At 56.5% G+C, this 16,580-nt stretch carries 15 protein-coding genes; 5 read left to right on the plus strand and 10 right to left on the minus strand.

The genetic code is table 11. The features are described 5' to 3' along the window. Positions 1-58 precede the first annotated feature (58 nt). Entirely contained in the window at positions 59-1,225 is a 1,167-nt protein-coding gene (locus C3451_RS00585; RefSeq protein WP_045622764.1) for a benzoate/H(+) symporter BenE family transporter, read from the plus strand. On the opposite strand, the gene C3451_RS00590 is transcribed toward C3451_RS00585, so the two are convergent. Beyond that, positions 1,205-2,077: an AraC family transcriptional regulator gene (locus C3451_RS00590; protein ID WP_124304193.1), complete on the minus strand. Its 873-nt coding sequence runs from the start codon at positions 2,075-2,077 to the stop codon at positions 1,205-1,207. The genes C3451_RS00585 and C3451_RS00590 overlap by 21 nt on opposite strands. Positions 2,078-2,251: 174 nt before the next feature. Here C3451_RS00590 and C3451_RS00595 point away from each other — a divergent pair, with 174 nt between their 5' ends. After that, positions 2,252-3,148, plus strand: coding sequence for an EamA family transporter (locus C3451_RS00595; RefSeq protein WP_063139085.1), 897 nt, complete (start codon positions 2,252-2,254; stop codon positions 3,146-3,148). A 33-nt stretch (positions 3,149-3,181) separates the two neighbouring features. Here the strand turns inward: C3451_RS00595 and C3451_RS00600 are convergent, their stop codons facing one another. Together C3451_RS00600 and C3451_RS00605 are read right to left on the minus strand one after the other, a co-directional pair. Then, entirely contained in the window at positions 3,182-3,856 is a 675-nt protein-coding gene (locus C3451_RS00600) for a DUF3313 domain-containing protein (protein ID WP_022648086.1), read from the minus strand. Between the two features lie 135 nt (positions 3,857-3,991). Further along, complete coding sequence (locus tag C3451_RS00605) at positions 3,992-5,587, minus strand: ABC transporter substrate-binding protein (protein WP_045622768.1); 1,596 nt, start codon at positions 5,585-5,587, stop codon at positions 3,992-3,994. Positions 5,588-5,698: 111 nt separating this feature from the next. Between C3451_RS00605 and pepT the strand changes: the two genes are divergently transcribed. Further along, positions 5,699-6,928, plus strand: a complete 1,230-nt coding sequence (gene pepT, locus C3451_RS00610; protein WP_045622770.1) for a peptidase T — start codon at positions 5,699-5,701, stop codon at positions 6,926-6,928. Here pepT and tehB read toward each other — a convergent pair. Both tehB and tehA read right to left on the minus strand, forming a co-directional pair. Beyond that, positions 6,925-7,518: a tellurite resistance methyltransferase TehB gene (gene tehB / locus C3451_RS00615; RefSeq protein WP_023300079.1), complete on the minus strand. Its 594-nt coding sequence runs from the start codon at positions 7,516-7,518 to the stop codon at positions 6,925-6,927. The genes pepT and tehB overlap by 4 nt on opposite strands. Then, on the minus strand, positions 7,518-8,513 hold the full coding sequence (gene tehA, locus C3451_RS00620; protein ID WP_045622772.1) for a dicarboxylate transporter/tellurite-resistance protein TehA: 996 nt from the start codon (positions 8,511-8,513) through the stop codon (positions 7,518-7,520). Before tehA ends, tehB begins: the two co-directional genes overlap by 1 nt. 121 nt (positions 8,514-8,634) lie before the next feature. On the opposite strand from tehA, the gene ydcK reads away from it, so the two are divergent. Beyond that, a complete protein-coding gene (gene ydcK / locus C3451_RS00625) occupies positions 8,635-9,615 on the plus strand; it encodes a YdcK family protein (RefSeq protein WP_045622774.1) in 981 nt (326 codons plus the stop codon). Here ydcK and rimL read toward each other — a convergent pair. The 4 genes from rimL to C3451_RS00645 form a co-directional block, all read right to left on the minus strand. Next, the gene (rimL, locus tag C3451_RS00630) at positions 9,610-10,149 is read right to left on the minus strand and encodes a 50S ribosomal protein L7/L12-serine acetyltransferase (protein ID WP_045622776.1); all 540 of its coding nucleotides are present in this window, start codon (positions 10,147-10,149) and stop codon (positions 9,610-9,612) included. The genes ydcK and rimL overlap by 6 nt on opposite strands. Before the next feature lie 105 nt (positions 10,150-10,254). After that, positions 10,255-11,910, minus strand: coding sequence for a glucan biosynthesis protein (locus C3451_RS00635; protein WP_063139086.1), 1,656 nt, complete (start codon positions 11,908-11,910; stop codon positions 10,255-10,257). Positions 11,911-12,140: 230 nt separating this feature from the next. Then, positions 12,141-12,914: an ABC transporter substrate-binding protein gene (locus C3451_RS00640; RefSeq protein WP_045622780.1), complete on the minus strand. Its 774-nt coding sequence runs from the start codon at positions 12,912-12,914 to the stop codon at positions 12,141-12,143. Positions 12,915-12,924: 10 nt separating this feature from the next. After that, on the minus strand, positions 12,925-14,094 hold the full coding sequence (locus tag C3451_RS00645) for a pyridoxal phosphate-dependent aminotransferase (RefSeq protein WP_032624285.1): 1,170 nt from the start codon (positions 14,092-14,094) through the stop codon (positions 12,925-12,927). 113 nt (positions 14,095-14,207) lie between these two features. Between C3451_RS00645 and C3451_RS00650 the strand changes: the two genes are divergently transcribed. Beyond that, entirely contained in the window at positions 14,208-15,050 is an 843-nt protein-coding gene (locus C3451_RS00650; protein ID WP_045622782.1) for a LysR family transcriptional regulator, read from the plus strand. Here C3451_RS00650 and C3451_RS00655 read toward each other — a convergent pair. Further along, entirely contained in the window at positions 15,037-16,542 is a 1,506-nt protein-coding gene (locus tag C3451_RS00655) for a carboxylesterase/lipase family protein (protein WP_063139087.1), read from the minus strand. The two genes, C3451_RS00650 and C3451_RS00655, sit on opposite strands and share 14 nt — an antisense overlap. Positions 16,543-16,580 lie beyond the last annotated feature (38 nt).

Consider the following 16,580-nt stretch of genomic DNA (forward strand, 5'->3'; position numbering starts at 1 on the left):
ACGCTATAGCGCACAGTGATACCTTATCCCGGACGTTATAACGCACAACGGAGTTCACATGCGATCGACTGCCTCTCTCTTTCCTGCCGTGCTGGCTGGTTTTGTTGCCGTTCTGGTGGGCTACGCCAGCTCTGCCGCCATTATCTGGCAGGCGGCTGCGGCGGCGGGCGCCAGTACACAGCAAATCGCCGGATGGATGACCGCGCTGGGGCTCGGGATGGGGATCAGCACGCTTGCATTGTCGTGGTGGTATAAAGCCCCGGTGCTGACCGCCTGGTCGACTCCTGGCGCGGCGCTGCTCGCCACCAGCCTGCAAGGCGTGACGCTGGCGGAAACCATAGGGGTATTTATATTTGCGAATGCGCTGATTCTGCTGTGCGGCATCACTGGCCTGTTTGCCCGGTTGATGAAACTGATCCCGCACTCGCTTGCCGCCGCTATGCTGGCAGGCGTGCTTTTACAGTTTGGCCTGAAGGCATTTAGCAATCTTGAGGGACACGTGCTTCTTTGCGGCAGTATGCTGGTCGCCTGGCTGGTGGCTAAAGCCGTAGCGCCCCGGTACGCCATTGTCGCCACGCTGCTGGTGGGGGTGTTCGTGGCCTGGGCTGGAGGTGACGTTGTCACGAATAAAATGACGTTATCGGTGATCATGCCGGAATTCATTGCCCCTGCGTTCACCTTCACCAGCCTGATCAGCGTCGGCTTACCCTTCTTCCTGGTGACCATGGCATCGCAGAATGCGCCCGGCTTCGCCACCATGCAGGCATCGGGCTATCCGCTGGCGGTCTCACCGCTGATCGTTGCCACCGGCGGGCTGGCGCTTCTGTTGTCCCCCTTCGGCGTCTATTCCATCTGTATCGCCGCCATCACCGCCGCCATCTGCCAGAGTCCGGACGCCCACCCGGATGCCAGTAAACGCTGGCTGGCAGCGGCGGCCGCAGGCGGGTTTTATCTGCTGGCGGGGGTGTTCGGCGGGTCGATTTCGGGGCTGATGGCCGCCCTGCCGCTGAGCGGCATCCAGACGCTGGCCGGGCTGGCCCTGCTCGGCACTATCAGCGGGAGTTTGTATCAGGCACTGAATCATGAAGCAGAGCGCGACGCGGCGATCGTCACCTTCCTGATGACCGCCAGCGGCGTCACGCTCCTGGGAATTGGCTCCGCTTTCTGGGGGCTGGTGCTGGGTGGGATCTGTTACGCTGTCTTCTCACGCCTTCGCCGCGCGTAGCTGTGACGGCGTGATGCCGGTCATGCTGCGAAAACGGTTACTGAAATGGCTGGCGGAGTTAAATCCGCAGGCCAGCGCGATGTCGGTGAGCGGCGTGGTCGTGTGCTGAATCAGCGCTTTGGCCTTCTCCATTCGGCGCTGCATGACGTACTGATGCGGCGCCAGCCCCATCGACTGGCGGAACATCCGCGCAAAGTGATACTCACTGAGTGCGGCCTGGCCCGCCAGTTCCGCCAGCGTTAAGGGTTGCGCCAGATTTTCCTCGATAAAGGCCAGCACGTTGCGCAGCACAAACGGCGATAGCCCGCCGGTCACCACCGGTAACTTCCACTGGACGCTGGAATAGTGCTGGACCAAATGCGTCAGCAATAAGGTCGACGCAGTGCTCAGGTTGAGCTGATTGGCGTTTTGCTGCCAGTCGCAGCCGAGCAAAAACTGGCGATAAAGGGCGGTGATTTTCGGATCGCTGCCGAAGATTTTTTCCTCCAGCGTCAGCGATAGCGGTCGTTTATCCCAGATTTTCTCCCCCACGTCCCGCAGGTGTTCATCGGTGCAGTAGAGGTGCACGAACGACAGGTCATCACGAATATCCCATGTGGATTCGCTCTCTTCCGGCATCAGACAAAAACGGTCCGGCCCGCCGCCATTTTTCCAGCCACCCGGCGTTTTTTGATAGCTTTCATAGCCATCCGCCACGTACAGGCTAAGGGTGTGATGGTTGCTTTTCACGGTGATCGTGTCGTGCTTGTTGTACCACGCCGCCAGTTGAATGCCAGTATTGAGCGCGACGGTTTCCCGCAGCACTGCATTTTTTTGGCGTAACGTTTCAAAGGTGTCGTAAACGAGAGACATGGCCGTAAACAGGTGATTAATCAGACTGTCAGTCTAAGAAGTGTTGCAGCCTGTTACCAGCCATTGTGCGAGAAAAAAGCGCAAGAATTTGCAAGTCCGGCGCAAGGCGATGAAAGCCGGGGCCCCCTTCTTTCGCCACACTGTTGTTTTTCGCGGTATGAGAAGAGAGACACCATGAACGCATTACTCTATGGGCTGGTTGTTGTTATCTGGGGCACGACCTGGATCGCCATTTTTTTACAACAGGGGCCGGTTGCAGCGCCGGTCTCCATTTTCTGGCGCTTCGCCGTGGCCAGCGCCACGATGATGATCGTCCTGGTCGCCCTTCGTCGCCTGCGCAGGCTGGCGCTGCGGGATCATCTCTATTGCATGCTTCAGGGTTGCTGCGTTTTCTGTTTCAACTTCTGGTGCTTTTATACCGCCGCCGCCCATATCAATACCGGACTTGAGTCGGTGATTTTCTCGATGGCCGTACTGTATAACGCCATCAACAGCTTTATCTTCTTCGGCCAGCGTCCCCCCGCGCGCTTCTGGACAGCGGCAGCGCTGGGGCTTATCGGGATCATTACCCTGTTCTGGAACGATCTGCTCGCCAGCGGCTGGAACGCGTCATTGCCTACGGGCATCGGGCTTTCCGCCCTTGGCACCTACGGCTTCTCGCTGGGGAATATGATCAGCATGCGTCATCAGCGAAACGGGCTGGAAACCATGACCACCAACGCCTGGGCGATGCTGTATGGCACCGTCGTGATGGGCCTTATCGCTCTCTTCAGGGGCGAAAGCTTTATGCCGGAATGGACGGTGAGCTATATGGGGGCGCTGCTCTATCTTGCTCTGTTTGGCTCGGTGATTGCCTTCGGCGCCTACTTTACGCTGGTAGGCCGCATTGGTCCCGGTAAGGCCGCGTACAGCACCCTGCTGTTCCCGCTGGTGGCGCTGTCGATTTCAACGGTGTACGAGGGTTACGTGTGGCATATCAACGGGATCGTCGGCCTGCTGTTGATATTGGGGGGAAATATGGTGATGTTTACGAAACCGGAAACCTGGTTCCGCCGCCTGCTGACGGCATAAAATAACGGCCTGCGTAGATGCAGGCCGTTTTTATTATTTTGCTGTCTGATGGACATCAAACATGGTGGCATCGGTCGCCATATCATCCACAACCTGTTTCAGTGTGGCGAATCCCAACGGCGTGTTCTCGTTGGCAAGCTCTTTACCTTCACCTTTACGAACAACTTTAACTACCGGTTTGTTCGTGGCGGCATCAATCAGCTCACCTTCAAAGAAAAGATGCGTATCCATGGTGCGATGGCCAGTTGCCATCTGCGTACCCGCAACCAGCAGCGCGACGGGCACCACTTCATAGAACTGCAAACCTTCTTTCTCTGAGCTCACACCCGTGATGGCGCCGCGGAAGATCAGGCTATGTTTGCCCGGCGTCGTCACAATTGGCTTACGCTGGCCAATCGCGTTTTTTAGTGTGTTATTGGTGTAACTCAACAATTCATCAAGCGTTTTTTGCCCAAGCTGTGTGGTTGGCTTTGGTGTCGGATAATAGGTTATCGGGGTCCAGATAATACTGTCGTAGTTCGCCGGATCATAGGAAGGATCGACCCAACGCAAGGTTGGTTTCCCGGTTGCTGATGTCATCTCCTGCAAGTCAGAGTAATCTTTTAAAAAGCCTGAATATTGATCGGGGGCTGCGACTTTTGACGCACAGCCAGAAAGGGCCAACAGGCCAGAAAGCACTGCAACTTTAAAAAAAGTGGAAGTACGCATGATGGAGTTCCGAGTTATCTGCAAGTATGCACTTGAAGTTATAACAAAAAACAGAGGGAAATGTTGTGGCAAAAAATGACGGGGAAGGCACAAATTGTGAAAATAGTGCCCGGACCGGATCCGGGCAGAAAAATATTACTGTTTTATATCTACCTGCCAGAACAGATGTTTGCCGAAGGGATCGATTTCATAGCCCGTGACCTCTTTTCTGACTGGCTCAAAAATGGTCGAGTGGGCAATCATAACCGCCGGCATTTGATCGTGCATCATCTGCTGCGCCTGCTTGTACAGCGCCACGCGTTTTTCGCGATCGGTTATCGATTTTGCTTCGGCAATCAGGTTATCAAACGGCTTATAGCACCATTTGGCCGAGTTCGACCCGCCGTTGGCGGACGTACAGGTAAACAGTGGTCCGAAGAAGTTATCCGGATCGCCCGTCGCCGTTGTCCAGCCCATCAGCGCAGCCTGATGCTCCCCGCCCTTCACGCGCTTCAGGTATTCGCCCCATTCGTAGGTCACGATTTTGGTCTGCACGCCTACTTTCGCCCAGTCCGCCTGGATCATTTCAGCCATACGCTTCGCGTTCGGGTTATACGGCCGCTGCACGGGCATAGCCCACAGATCGATGCTTACGCCGTTGGCAAATCCCGCCTCCTTTAACAGCGTTTTCGCTTTTTCTGGATCGTAATCGTAGTCTTTCAGCTCGCTGTCGGCACTCCAGACGCCAGGCGGCAGCAGGTTTTTCGCCGCCGTGCCGGTGCCGTGGAAGACCGCCTCAATGATGGCCGGTTTGTTAATCGCCATCGCCAGCGCCTGGCGCACTTTTACGTTATCCAGCGGCGGCTTTTGCGTGTTAAATGCCAGGAAACCGGTATTCAGACCGTCCTTGCTCATCAGGTTGATGTCTTTGTTAGCCTTCATACGCGGCAGATCCGCCGGGTTTGGGAACGGCATCACTTGGCACTCATTCTTCTCGACTTTGGCAAAACGCACCGAGGCGTCCGGCGTGATGGTGAACACCAGACGATCCAGCTTCGATTTTCCCTGCCAGTAGTCCAGGAAGGCGGTAAAAAGGATGCGGGAATCCTTCTGATATTGCGCCAGCTTAAACGGCCCGGTGCCAATCGGCTGCATATCGACCTTTTCAGGCGTGCCCGCTTTAAGCATGGCATCGGCATACTCCGCCGACAGGATGGAGGCAAAATACCACGCCAGATCGGCAACAAACGGCGCTTCCGGGTGCGCCAGGGTGAAGCGCACGGTGCGATCGTCAACCTTATCAATGGCGGTAATCAGGCTGCCGAACTCCAGACTTTCGAAGTTGGAATAACTGCCGTTGGAGACGTTATGGTAGGGATGATTCACATCCTTCTGGCGCATAAACGAGAAAATCACGTCATCCGCGTTGAAGTCGCGCGTCGGCGTGAACAGTTTATTACTGTGGAATTTCACCCCTTTGCGCAGGTGGAAGGTGTAGACCTTACCATCCTCGCTCACCTCCCAGCTTTCCGCCAGGCTCGGCACCAGTTCGGTAGTGCCCGGTTTGAAATCGACCAGACGGTTATAAACCGGTACGGCGCTGGCGTCCACGCTGGTTCCCGACGTGTAGAGCTGAGGATTGAAGTTTTCCGGCGATCCTTCGGAGCAATACACCAGCGTTTTTGCCGCGACGGTGGAACTGACCGTCAGCGCAGCAAGCGCCAGCGTTATCATTGTGAATGTGCTTTTCATCATTTATTCCTGTCTTTTTAATTCGACGGCTAATTACTTCTTTTGCCATTTCATAAATAACATTAAAGTGATGGCGCAAACACATGAAAAATAAATACAGAAGGAAACACTATGGGCTCAGAACTCTCCAGACAATTAACCCAACGCTTTTTCCGCTATCTCGCCATCACCAGCCAGAGCGACCCGAAAGTCAAAACCCTGCCCTCCACCCCGGGCCAGCACGACATGGCGCGGGAGCTGGCGAAGGAGCTGGAAACGCTGGGGTTAGACGATATTGTGATTGATGAGTTCGCCACCGTTACCGCCGTGAAAAAAGGCAATATTCCCGGCGCGCCGCGGATTGGTTTTATTACCCATATCGATACCGTTGAAGTCGGTTTATCCCCGGATATTCATCCACAAATATTAACCTTTACGGGAGATGATCTCTGCCTGAATAAAGAAAAAGATATTTGGTTGCGCGTAAATGAGCACCCGGAAATTCTGGCTTATCCTGATGAGGAGATTATTTTCAGCGACGGAACCAGCGTATTAGGCGCAGATAATAAAGCGGCCGTCACCGTGGTCATGACGGTGCTGGAAAACCTCACCGCTGAACATAAGCATGGCGATATTGTGGTGGCGTTTGTGCCCGATGAAGAGATTGGTCTCTGTGGCGCGAAAGCGCTGGATTTGAAGCGCTTCGACGTCGATTTTGCCTGGACCATCGACTGCTGCGAGCTGGGGGAAATTGTTTACGAGAACTTTAACGCGGCTGCGGCTGAAATTCGCTTTACCGGCGTCACGGCGCACCCGATGTCCGCCAAAGGGGTGCTGGTCAACCCGCTGCTGATGGCAACGGATTTCATCAGCCATTTCGATCGCCAGCAAACCCCGGAATGCACCGAGGGGCGCGAAGGTTATATCTGGTTTAACGGCATCCATGCCGGGCAAAACGAAGCGGTGCTGAATGCCAACATTCGTGATTTTGACAAAGAGGGTTTTGCCGCCCGCAAGCAGCAAATTGCCGATGTGGCAGCGCGGATTGCTGCGCAGCATCCCACGGCAAACGTGGAGTATCGCATTGAAGATACCTACAGCAATATCAGCAATGCGATTGGCGAAGACCGCCGCGCGATCGACCTGATGTTCGAGGCGATGGAATCGCTCGGTATCACCCCAAAACCGATCCCCATGCGCGGTGGCACGGACGGGGCGGCCCTGTCAGCCAAAGGCTTGCTCACCCCGAACTTCTTCACCGGCGCCCATAACTTCCACTCGAAGTTTGAGTTTTTACCGCTGTCGTCGTTCGAGGCCTCCTGTCGCACGGCCCTGCAACTCTGTCTGCTGGCCGCGCGTTAAGCGGGCTTGCGTGCGAGCATGGTGGCGAAGCGCAGCTTGATTCGGTTCCCGTTGGCATCGGTACGGTGGAGTTCCCCCACCTCTTCGTTGTACTTGATCAGCTCCCAGCCTTCGTAGTAGTGGCTCAGTTCACCGGTTTTGAAGGCAAACGGGAAGCCGACGGTGCACGGATAATCCTCCGTATCCATGGCGGCAACGATCAGGTTATAGCCGCCTGGTTTAGTGCAACGCTGCATATTGGCGATAAGACCAGGGATGGTTTTCGCTTCGAGAAACATCAACACGACGGTGGAAAGAATAAAGTCGTATTCGCCGTCAAAGGTCAGGTTGTTCAGGTCCTTTATCGCCGTTTGCAGATTCGCGATCCCTTCCGCCGCCTTAATGCGCTCGATGTTATCGATGCTCATCGGGTTTTTATCCCACGCCGTCACGTCATAGCCGTTGGCAGCGAGGTAGAGGCTGTTACGGCCATTTCCGCAACCGAGATCGAGCGTTTTTCCCGGCTTAACAATGTCCGCGCTGAGCAGCACCTCTGAGTGCGTGCGGGTCAGCCCATATTTCTCAGTAAAGTAGTTTTCATCGACAGTCATTATTTTTCCTCAGATTGCATAAGCAGTGCCTTATCAGCGCGCACCAGAAGTTTGCCCTGCATCAGCAAGATAAAAGTACGGACCAGCAGCATCGCGATGATGACGTTGGTGAAAATAAACAGGGGAACCGCGAGGGCATGAAAGAACCCTGACGGACTGCTCTGCCCCAGATGTAAACCGGTGGTCGCCAACGCCGACACCCCGAACGAGAAGCTCCAGAACGACACGTTGAACGGCTGCGACAGATACCACGGCATCAGACGCAGCATAAACAGGAGTTGCAACAGACCATAGCCGAAAAGCATTTTGGCGAAGGTGTCCGCTTCGCCGCCGTTGACGCTAAACCAGGCGCTACAGGCCACCAGGGCAGGCGCAAGCTGGATCCCGAGCGAAGTACGAAGCGCCGCGGGCAGTTCGCCCACGCTGCGCAGGCGTTGCAGAATGACCGGCTCGAGGCTCAGCCAGGAAAAGACCCCGGCACCAAGGAACACCAGCCCCGCATCGTGGAAACCCAGCGCACCGCAGGCCATGGCGCTGATAAAATTGTTCGCTACCGTCGGCAGATACAGTCCCGGCGTCGTGGCCTCTTCCGGATGCTTACCGCGCCACAGCCCGGCGCTTTGCCAGGCGGCATACGCAAGCTGGATCACCACGCCTACGCTAAACAGCACCAGCGACACCGGTCGGCACCACGGCACAAAGCCAATGGCCACCAGTAGCGTTGTGGCAGGAAACAGGCTGACAAAACTGCTCATTACCGGATGCCGCATCTCGGCCAGCACGCTATGTGGAAACCGTACCGCACGGGTAAGAAACGCCACGCTCAGCAGGAACCAGATCGCCACCGCCAGCGCCACCAGGATCTCGCCCGGCCAGCGGGTCACAGGCCAGATAGTACCGGCATAACGCCAGGCGAACCCCATACCTATGGTACCCAGAACCATACCGAAATAACCGGCGGGTAAGTTAAGAACGCGTTGGTTTTGGTTATGCATTTTTTTTAAACTTTAAAATGTATTTTAAATGCCATTTTAAGGGGTTTACCGTGCAGACGCCAGCACTTCGAAACGCCAAAAGTTTGCTACGTTTAGTGAATGGCTTTTCAGGGAAAACACGATGACAAAATACAGGCTTGGCAATGAAACGTGTCTCTGGCGCTGGCAGGATGGATCAACGCCGTGCACAACCCTACTCAGACAGATTATTGCCGCAAAGGATTTTAACGATGTGACCAGCGGGACAAAAGGTGGTTGGGTTGAGGATGAACACGCGCTCGCCCAGGACGGGGATTGCTGGGTTTATGATGAAAACAGCGTGGTGTTTGCCGGGGCCAGGATATCCGGCAACGCCCGCCTCACCCAACCCTGCATCGTAAGCCACCGCGCACACATAGGCGGCAACAGCTGGCTTGACGCGGCAGAGGTGAGTCATGGCGCGGCAATAAGTGACAACGTCACTATCCAGCACTCCACCGTACGCGGGGAATGCCGTATCGCGGGTGACGCGCGGGTGCTGCATAACAGCATGGTGATTGCAGCCAAAGGGCTGACACCCGACCGTGAGCAGATCCTGCAGATTTACGACAGAGCCACGGTCAGCCAGTCGCGTATTGTGCATCAGGCGCAAATCTACGGCGATGCCATGGTGACCTGGGCCTTTGTTGAGCACCGCGCGGAGGTGTTCGACCGCGCCATTCTTGAGGGCAACGCGCTTAATAACGTCTGGGTGTGCGACTGCGCCAAAGTGTACGGCAACGCCCGCCTGCTGGCCGGTTTAGAGGATGATGCGATCCCGACCGTGCGGTACAGTTCACAGGTCGCGGAAAACGCCCTCGTCGAAGGTAACTGCGTGATTAAACACCACGTATTGATTGGTGGCGAGGCGTGGTTACGCGGCGGGCCGATCCTGATTGATGACAAGGTCGTTATTCAGGGGCGCGCGCGTATCAGCGGTGATGTCCTGATTGAGCATCAGGTGGAGATGACAGACGATGCGGCGATCGAGGCGCTGGAGGGTGAAAGCATTCACGTCCGGGGAGCCAAAGTGATCAACGGTGACACGCGGATCACCCGGACGCCGCTGCTGGGGGCGCTATAGCGGGAATAACCTGGCGTACAGGTTTACGTCATCGAAGCGGCCGTTGAGCATTTCCGCTTCCCGCAAACAACCTTCCAGCGTAAAACCGTTGCGCTGCGCCACGCGGTTACTGTTATGGTTAGCCACGCGACACTTGATCACAAAGCGGCGGATCTCGCCGCGCTCAACATAATAGCGCATAAACGCCTGTAGCGCCTGAGAGAGAATGCCCTGTCCCTGATGCGCTTTGTCAAGCCAGTAGCCGATGTACCCGGCCTTATTCGCAGGCTCTATCGCGTTAAAAGAAAGCACGCCCACCAGCTCGTCCTTCATGAAAATCAGGAACATTTTGGCGTAGCCGCGCTGGTGCAGCATCTGGTTGCTCTGCACGTTACGGCGCGTGTCCTCTTCAGTGCCGACATGCTGCGCCCAGTCGAAGGCGGTTTGCAGCCAGGTTTTGTTTTTAATAACGAGGTTGTGCAGATCGGTGGTATAGCGCTCTTCGACGGCGCGAAGCTCGATTTCCTGGGTTACGGGGATAATTTCTGAAGACATAGTGCCTCTTAATTGCCGGGTGGCGCTAACGCTTACCCGGCCTACAAATGCGTCCGAATCAGGCCGGGTAAGGCGAAGCCGCCACCCGGCACAAACCCATAAGGACTAACGCATGATCCGATCGTCAACGTAGTTACGTTTGTCCGGCGCGGGCGGGAAATACTGGTACAGCCAGGTCTCGCTGATGGCGTCGCCCTGACAGCGCAGGAACAGACGCATATCGACCGGCTCGGTGGAGTCAGAGGTTGGGTACCAGTCAAACAGAATGCGATACCCGTCGAACGGCTCGACGTAGAGGATCTCCACCTGCTTCGCTTCACCGCTGGACAGGGTGATCACCGGCTCAATGCCCTTCGGTGCGGCGGCCTTCAAATCGCCCCCGACGAAGTCGATGGCAAAGCGACGGGCCCACACTTTCGGGTAATTTTCACCCGGCGCCCAGCCCTCCGGGAAGCCGCCCATACCGGTACGGGTAGCGTAGACGTTTGCCAGCGGTGAACGCACCGGTGGCTGCGCGCTCCAGTAGAGACGGTATTTGAAGTCCAGCTCATCACCCGCCTGCACCGGTTTTTCCGGCTGCCAGAAGCAGACCACGTTATCGAGCGTCTCGCCGGTTGTCGGGATCTCCATCAGAGCGATGGATCCTTTACCCCAGTTGTTGCGCGGCTCGACCCACAGGCTTGGTCGCTTGTTATACCAGCCCATGACGTCCTGGTAATGGGAGAAGTCCCGATCAAGCTGCAACAAACCGAAGCCTTTCGGGTTTTTATCCAGATAAGCGTTAAATTGCAGCTTTTGCGGGTTGTTCAGCGGTCGGCAGATCCACTCTCCGTTACCGCGCCACATTGCCAGGCGGTCTGAATCGTGGATCTGCGGATGAATGGTGTCGCACATGCGGCGTTCGTTGTTGCCGCAGCTGAACATGCTGGTCATCGGCGCGATGCCGAGCTGCTTGATGTCTTTGCGCGCATAGAGATGGTTTTCGACGTCCATGATCACCTGGCTCTTCTCACAGTGGATCACAAACTTATAGGCACCGGTAATGCTCGGGCTGTCCAGCAGCGCATAGACGGTAAAGGTGGTATCGCCCGGCTTAACGGTTTCAAACCAGAAGGAGGTGAAATCCGGGAACTCTTCCGGGGTGTCAGTAAAGGTATCCACCGCCAGCCCGCGCGCGGAAAGGCCGTACTGGTAGGTATCATCCACTGCGCGGAAGTAACTCGCGCCCAGGAACGAAACGATATCGCGTCGCGCCAGTTCGGGCGCTTTAAAGACGCGGAATCCGGCGAAGCCGAGGTCGCTCTGACCTTCAAGCTGTTTGGTATCCACGCCCGTATCGCCGTAGCTGAACAACTCTGGACGGAAGTGGATCTCACGCGCCTGAGAGGTGCTTTGATCCAGCGAGAACATGCGCACGCGGCGGCGGAATCCCATCCCCATATGGAAGAACTGGGCGTCCAGCTGGCGACCTTCAATGTTATTCCACAGCGACTGTTTCTCATCGTAACGGATGGCGTTGTACGCCTGCGGCGTCATGGTGGCCAGCGTTTCCGGCAGCGGACGCGGCGCACCACCCCACGGGGTTTTCGCCAGATCGTGCGCCATGGATTGCAGAACAGAGAAGTCAAAGCGACGGCTCTGACCGTCGGCAATGTCGGAGTCAGCAGCATACGCCGCCTGGGAAAACAGAGAAGCAAGGCCAGAAGTGCTGCTCAGGGCAGCCATTGCCAGGGAACCTTTGAGAAAACGTCTGCGATTCATGCCTGAGAAAACGTCCTTATGGTCGTGTGAATGAGTTTCGCGCGCAGCGAAATGACGGCAAGAAAGAACGCACAGCCTAAACAAAAACGGTTAAGAATCCAATTGTTGGCGGGTGATTATCTGAACAAACCGAGAAATATTTTCTGTCGACCAGAACGGCCTGAAAAAGGGGTAAAGTTATGTATAAAAGAGTCCCGGCTGGACATCAACAGCCGGGACCAACGAGGCGGTTATTTTACGCTGACATCGATACCCGGGAAGTACTTATCAGCCAATTTAGCGATCGTGCCGTCGGCACGTACTTTATCAATTGCGGCATCAAGCTGCTTTTTGGTGGCCTCATCCCCCTTACGCAGCCCAAAGCCGATCCCACTGCCGAGGATGGTGTCGTCCGACACCGGTTTGCCGATAAAGCCAAACCCTTTGCCCTGCGGCTTGCTGAGGAAACCTGCCTGCCCGGCCGCTGACATGACCAGCGAGGCATCGATGCGGCCATTCAGCAAATCCCCCCAGGCCATATTCTGATCTTTATAAGACACCACGGTGACACCGTGCTTTTCCCAGTGCTCTTTGGCGTAGGTTTCCTGAATTGAACCCTGGAGAACGCCGATGGTTTTGCCCTTCAGCCCTTCCGGCGTGGCCTCTACCGCAGAACCAGCTTTACCCACAAGCTGGGAGGGAATACGGTAGATGGGCTGGGTAAAATCAATGCTCTTATGACGCTGTTCGGTGATGTTCATCGCCGAGTTTATGGCGTCGAACTTTTTCGCCAGCAGACCGGGAATCAACGCATCAAACGAGGTTTCTACCCAGCTGCACTTCAGCGCGGCGGCTTTACAGATGGCATTTCCCAGTTCTACGTCAAATCCTTCCAGCTCCCCTGAGGCATTGCGGCTTTCAAACGGCGGATATTCCGCTTCCAGCCCGTATCGCAACTCGGTAGCAGCAAACGACGAGAATGAACACAGCAGTCCTATGCCGACAACTAACGCGCGTAATTTCATCTCAAATTCCTTAACGTGGTGTAACCCGACAAAGGGCCTGGGCACCTGCCCGTAACGTCGCCTCATCTTTCGCAAAAGAGAGACGGATCAGTTTATTGTCCGTGCCATCGGCATAAAACGCTGACAGCGGAATGGTGGCAACCCCGTACTCGACAATCAGCCTTTTCACCATCTCGCTGTCGCGCTCGTCGCTAAAGCCGCTGTAATCCGCAAGCAGGAAAAACGAACCGGCACTCGGAAGCAGCCTGAACGGTGAGTCGGCGAGCAAACTTTGCAGCAGATCGCGCTTGCGCTGATAAAACGCCGCCAGCGACAGCCAGGTTTGCGGATCGGTCATGTGTTCGGCAAACGCGTACTGCATCGGCGTATCGGCCGAGAACATTAAAAATTGATGGACCTTACATATTTCATCCATCAGCTCCGCGGGCGCCACACAATAACCCACGCGCCAGCCGGTGACGTGATAGGTTTTTCCGAAAGAAGAAATAATCACGCTGCGCTCCGCCAGTTGCGGGTGCGTCGCCATCCCGTGATGCGGTTCGCCATCAAAAACGACGTGCTCGTACACTTCGTCAGACAAAATGATGATGTCGGTGTGGCGCGTCAGCACTGCCAGCTGGTGCAGATCGGCGGCTGAAAACACCTGTCCGCTCGGGTTGTGCGGCGTATTGACGATGATCATACGCGTGCGTGGGGTAATAGCCGCGCGTACTTCATCCCAGTTCACGGCAAAATCCGGTACCGTCAGCTTAATAGCGATCGGCGTCGCCCCCTGCAGACGGACAATCGGCGCATAGCTGTCAAAGGAGGGCTCGAAATAGATCACCTCATCGCCAGGATGAACCAGCCCGCTGATGGCTGAGTAAAGCCCTTCGCTGGCGCTGGCGGTCACCAGTACCTCACTCGCCGGGTCATAGCGGGTGCCATAGAGCGTGGCAATTTTGTCCGCGATGCGCTCTCTGAGCGGTTGCAGCCCGGTCATGGAGGCATACTGGTTATGCCCTGACTCCATGGCGCGAGTGACGCCGGAGATAAGTTTTGGGTCGCAGGAAAAATTCGGCGCACCCTGAGAAAGGTTGATGGCGTTATGCCGGGCTGAAAGCTGGCCGATAACGGTAAAAATGGTGGTTCCTACATCGGGCAATTTGGAGCGGGTCTGCACCGGCGTTTTCAAAGTCATCCTCTGTCCCTTCTCGTGGTGAATGCATAACTATTCAAACAATAACTTGATTGCCGGGACAATCGAATTGTTGTCATAATAGCCATGACAAAAACGCATAGCTAAGGTGAGATATGTCGCGTCGTTCATTTCCGCTTAATGCCGTAGAGACGTTTATCGTGACCGCGCGTCACCTGAATCTTACCCATGCCGCGAAGGAGCTTTGTCTGACGCAGGGGGCGGTAAGCCGCAAAATTGCCTCGCTGGAAAGCTGGTTCGGCTTCCCGCTGTTCGAACGCCATGCTCGCGGCCTGCGTCTTTCTTCACAGGGAAGCGCCCTGCTGCCGGAACTGCAATCTGCGTTTGAGCACCTGCTTAACGTTGCTGAACAGGCGCGGACGCACCAGACCGTAATTCGTCTGAAAGCGCCTACCTGCGCGATGCGCTGGCTGGTACCGCGTCTGTTACAGGTCGAGCGCGAACAGCCGGAACTCCAGATTGCGCTGACCACTACCACCGATCATAACGTCAATTTCAAAACCGAATCCTATGACGCGGCGATTGTGTTTGGAACGCACATGAGCGCCGGCGTTCTGCTGTTCGAAGAGGCCTTAACCCCGGTGATGAGCCCGCTGCGGGCCGGTTCTGCGCTGGAAACACTCACCTTCCTTCACCCCACGCGGGACAAAACGGACTGGACGCTGTGGCTTGCGAAACAGCCGCGTCCGGCGCCAGCTATGCTCAAAAATCAACACTTCGAAACCATGGATCTGGCCATTACCGCCGCCATTCAGGGGCTGGGCATCGCCATTGCGGATGAAACGCTGGTGGAGGAGGACGTGCGCGCCGGACGGCTGATGCGGCCTTATGATACGAGCATAAAGACGGGGGCGAGCTACCGGCTGGTGTTACGCGACGCACCCGACCCGGGGAACGGGCTGGATGCGTTTCGTGCCTGTCTGCTCAGTCGAGGCTGACGTGGTGTTTCATTACCCGTTTGAAGAGGCTCATACGGGCACGCATAAAACGGTTTTCAAGCCAAAAACCTGCATGTTTATTCACACCGATGCGTAACAACACGTCCCGCCCTTTCCGGCAGGCGGGCCAGCGTATGGGCCCCACCAGGCTATCGCGTGCTCCCGCATCCCGGGCGAAGCTCACCCAGTAGTCCGCCACCTGAGCGGCGAAGGCCAGATCGCGTTCATTTACATACTGCCGCGAGGGTTCCACCTGCCCAAGGGTATCGAACACGTAGGGCACTTCGTTACCGTGCCAGGCGCCGTTGGTATACGTCGCGTGCTCCGCTTCGGCCACATAATCAAACCAGTATCGCCAGCACAGGCCGCCTGCCCGCTGCTGCGCCTGCATCACTACGTATCCCATGGTGGTAAAGGCCATGTCGCGGCAAACCTGCCTGCCGAGTTCCTCATCGCCCTTCACGCCCGGATAAAGCAGCTTGATCAGCCCCAGGCCAAAGCGCCGCTCGCGACGGAGCTTCTGGATCTGCCCGGCAAGATCGACCCCGAACACCGACATCACGCTGGCTTCGTCGCTGTTTGACCCAATCATCACCGGTACTGAATGCTGACGGGCAGCGAAAAAGACATCGAGCATGGCCTCAGGCAAAACGCAGTCACCCACGATGGGCGCAGGGGCGATATTCAGTGGCGAGGTCAGCGGCCAGAACGCCTCAGGCGGGATCGCGCGCAACTGTTCCGCGGTGGCATTTTGCAGGCCAAAATGGGCAGCAATCACTTCGCCTTTATGCATGGCCTGCTCGCGCGGGGTGTCGGGCAGCGTGTATCCGCTTTGCACAATGGCTTTATGGAACAGTCCTCCCGCAAGCGGAGAAGCCATCAGCGACAGCACGCTGCGCGCACCGGCCGACTCGCCAAATACGGTGATGTTCTCAGGATCGCCGCCGAACGCGGCAATGTTATCGCGCACCCATTCCAGGGCCTGGATCTGATCGAGCAGAGCAAAGTTATGCACCACGCGTTCTTCTTCCCCCTCAAGCGCCGGATGGGCAAAAAAGCCGAGGTGGCCGAGACGGTAATTAATTGTCACCACCACCGTGCCGCGCTTCGCCAGCGCCCTGCCGTTATACGGAGGCAGACCGCCAGCGCCGAGGGTAAATCCTCCGCCGTGCAGCCAGACCATCACCGGAAGCGGATCGGCGCGTGCGACTGGCAACCAGACGTTAAGGTACAGGCAGTCTTCAGAGAATTGGCCAGGATCGCCGCCGCCCAGCTCCTGACAGCTTTCGCTGCTCTGCCAGCTGGAGGCGGAGAACGCCGTCGCCGGACGCACGCCATCCCAGCGTGCAGGGGGGCGTGGGGAGCGCCAGCGCCACGGGCCAACCGGCGGTGCCGCATAAGGAATGCCACACCACACATGGGTATCGCCTTCAGTAGAACCAATTAGTGCGCCCTGGCGCGTTTCAACCACAGGGGCGGAGGGATTTTCCATACCAACCTTCTTTTTCCATCACACCCCTGCAGAGTAAC

This window comes from Enterobacter sp. 301B (assembly GCF_003850715.1).
Taxonomy (GTDB): Bacteria; Pseudomonadota; Gammaproteobacteria; order Enterobacterales; family Enterobacteriaceae; genus Enterobacter; species Enterobacter intestinihominis.

Excerpts from the sequence above, each read along its gene's own strand:
- C3451_RS00585 (WP_045622764.1), top strand. The coding sequence starts at position 59 with ATGCGATCGACTGCCTCTCTCTTTCCTGCCGTGCTGGCTGGTTTTGTT.
- C3451_RS00590 (WP_124304193.1), bottom strand. The coding sequence starts at position 2,077 with ATGTCTCTCGTTTACGACACCTTTGAAACGTTACGCCAAAAAAATGCA.
- C3451_RS00595 (WP_063139085.1), top strand. The coding sequence starts at position 2,252 with ATGAACGCATTACTCTATGGGCTGGTTGTTGTTATCTGGGGCACGACC.
- C3451_RS00600 (WP_022648086.1), bottom strand. The coding sequence starts at position 3,856 with ATGCGTACTTCCACTTTTTTTAAAGTTGCAGTGCTTTCTGGCCTGTTG.
- C3451_RS00605 (WP_045622768.1), bottom strand. The coding sequence starts at position 5,587 with ATGAAAAGCACATTCACAATGATAACGCTGGCGCTTGCTGCGCTGACG.
- pepT (WP_045622770.1), top strand. The coding sequence starts at position 5,699 with ATGGGCTCAGAACTCTCCAGACAATTAACCCAACGCTTTTTCCGCTAT.
- tehB (WP_023300079.1), bottom strand. The coding sequence starts at position 7,518 with ATGACTGTCGATGAAAACTACTTTACTGAGAAATATGGGCTGACCCGC.
- tehA (WP_045622772.1), bottom strand. The coding sequence starts at position 8,513 with ATGCATAACCAAAACCAACGCGTTCTTAACTTACCCGCCGGTTATTTC.
- ydcK (WP_045622774.1), top strand. The coding sequence starts at position 8,635 with ATGACAAAATACAGGCTTGGCAATGAAACGTGTCTCTGGCGCTGGCAG.
- rimL (WP_045622776.1), bottom strand. The coding sequence starts at position 10,149 with ATGTCTTCAGAAATTATCCCCGTAACCCAGGAAATCGAGCTTCGCGCC.
- C3451_RS00635 (WP_063139086.1), bottom strand. The coding sequence starts at position 11,910 with ATGAATCGCAGACGTTTTCTCAAAGGTTCCCTGGCAATGGCTGCCCTG.
- C3451_RS00640 (WP_045622780.1), bottom strand. The coding sequence starts at position 12,914 with ATGAAATTACGCGCGTTAGTTGTCGGCATAGGACTGCTGTGTTCATTC.
- C3451_RS00645 (WP_032624285.1), bottom strand. The coding sequence starts at position 14,094 with ATGACTTTGAAAACGCCGGTGCAGACCCGCTCCAAATTGCCCGATGTA.
- C3451_RS00650 (WP_045622782.1), top strand. The coding sequence starts at position 14,208 with ATGTCGCGTCGTTCATTTCCGCTTAATGCCGTAGAGACGTTTATCGTG.
- C3451_RS00655 (WP_063139087.1), bottom strand. The coding sequence starts at position 16,542 with ATGGAAAATCCCTCCGCCCCTGTGGTTGAAACGCGCCAGGGCGCACTA.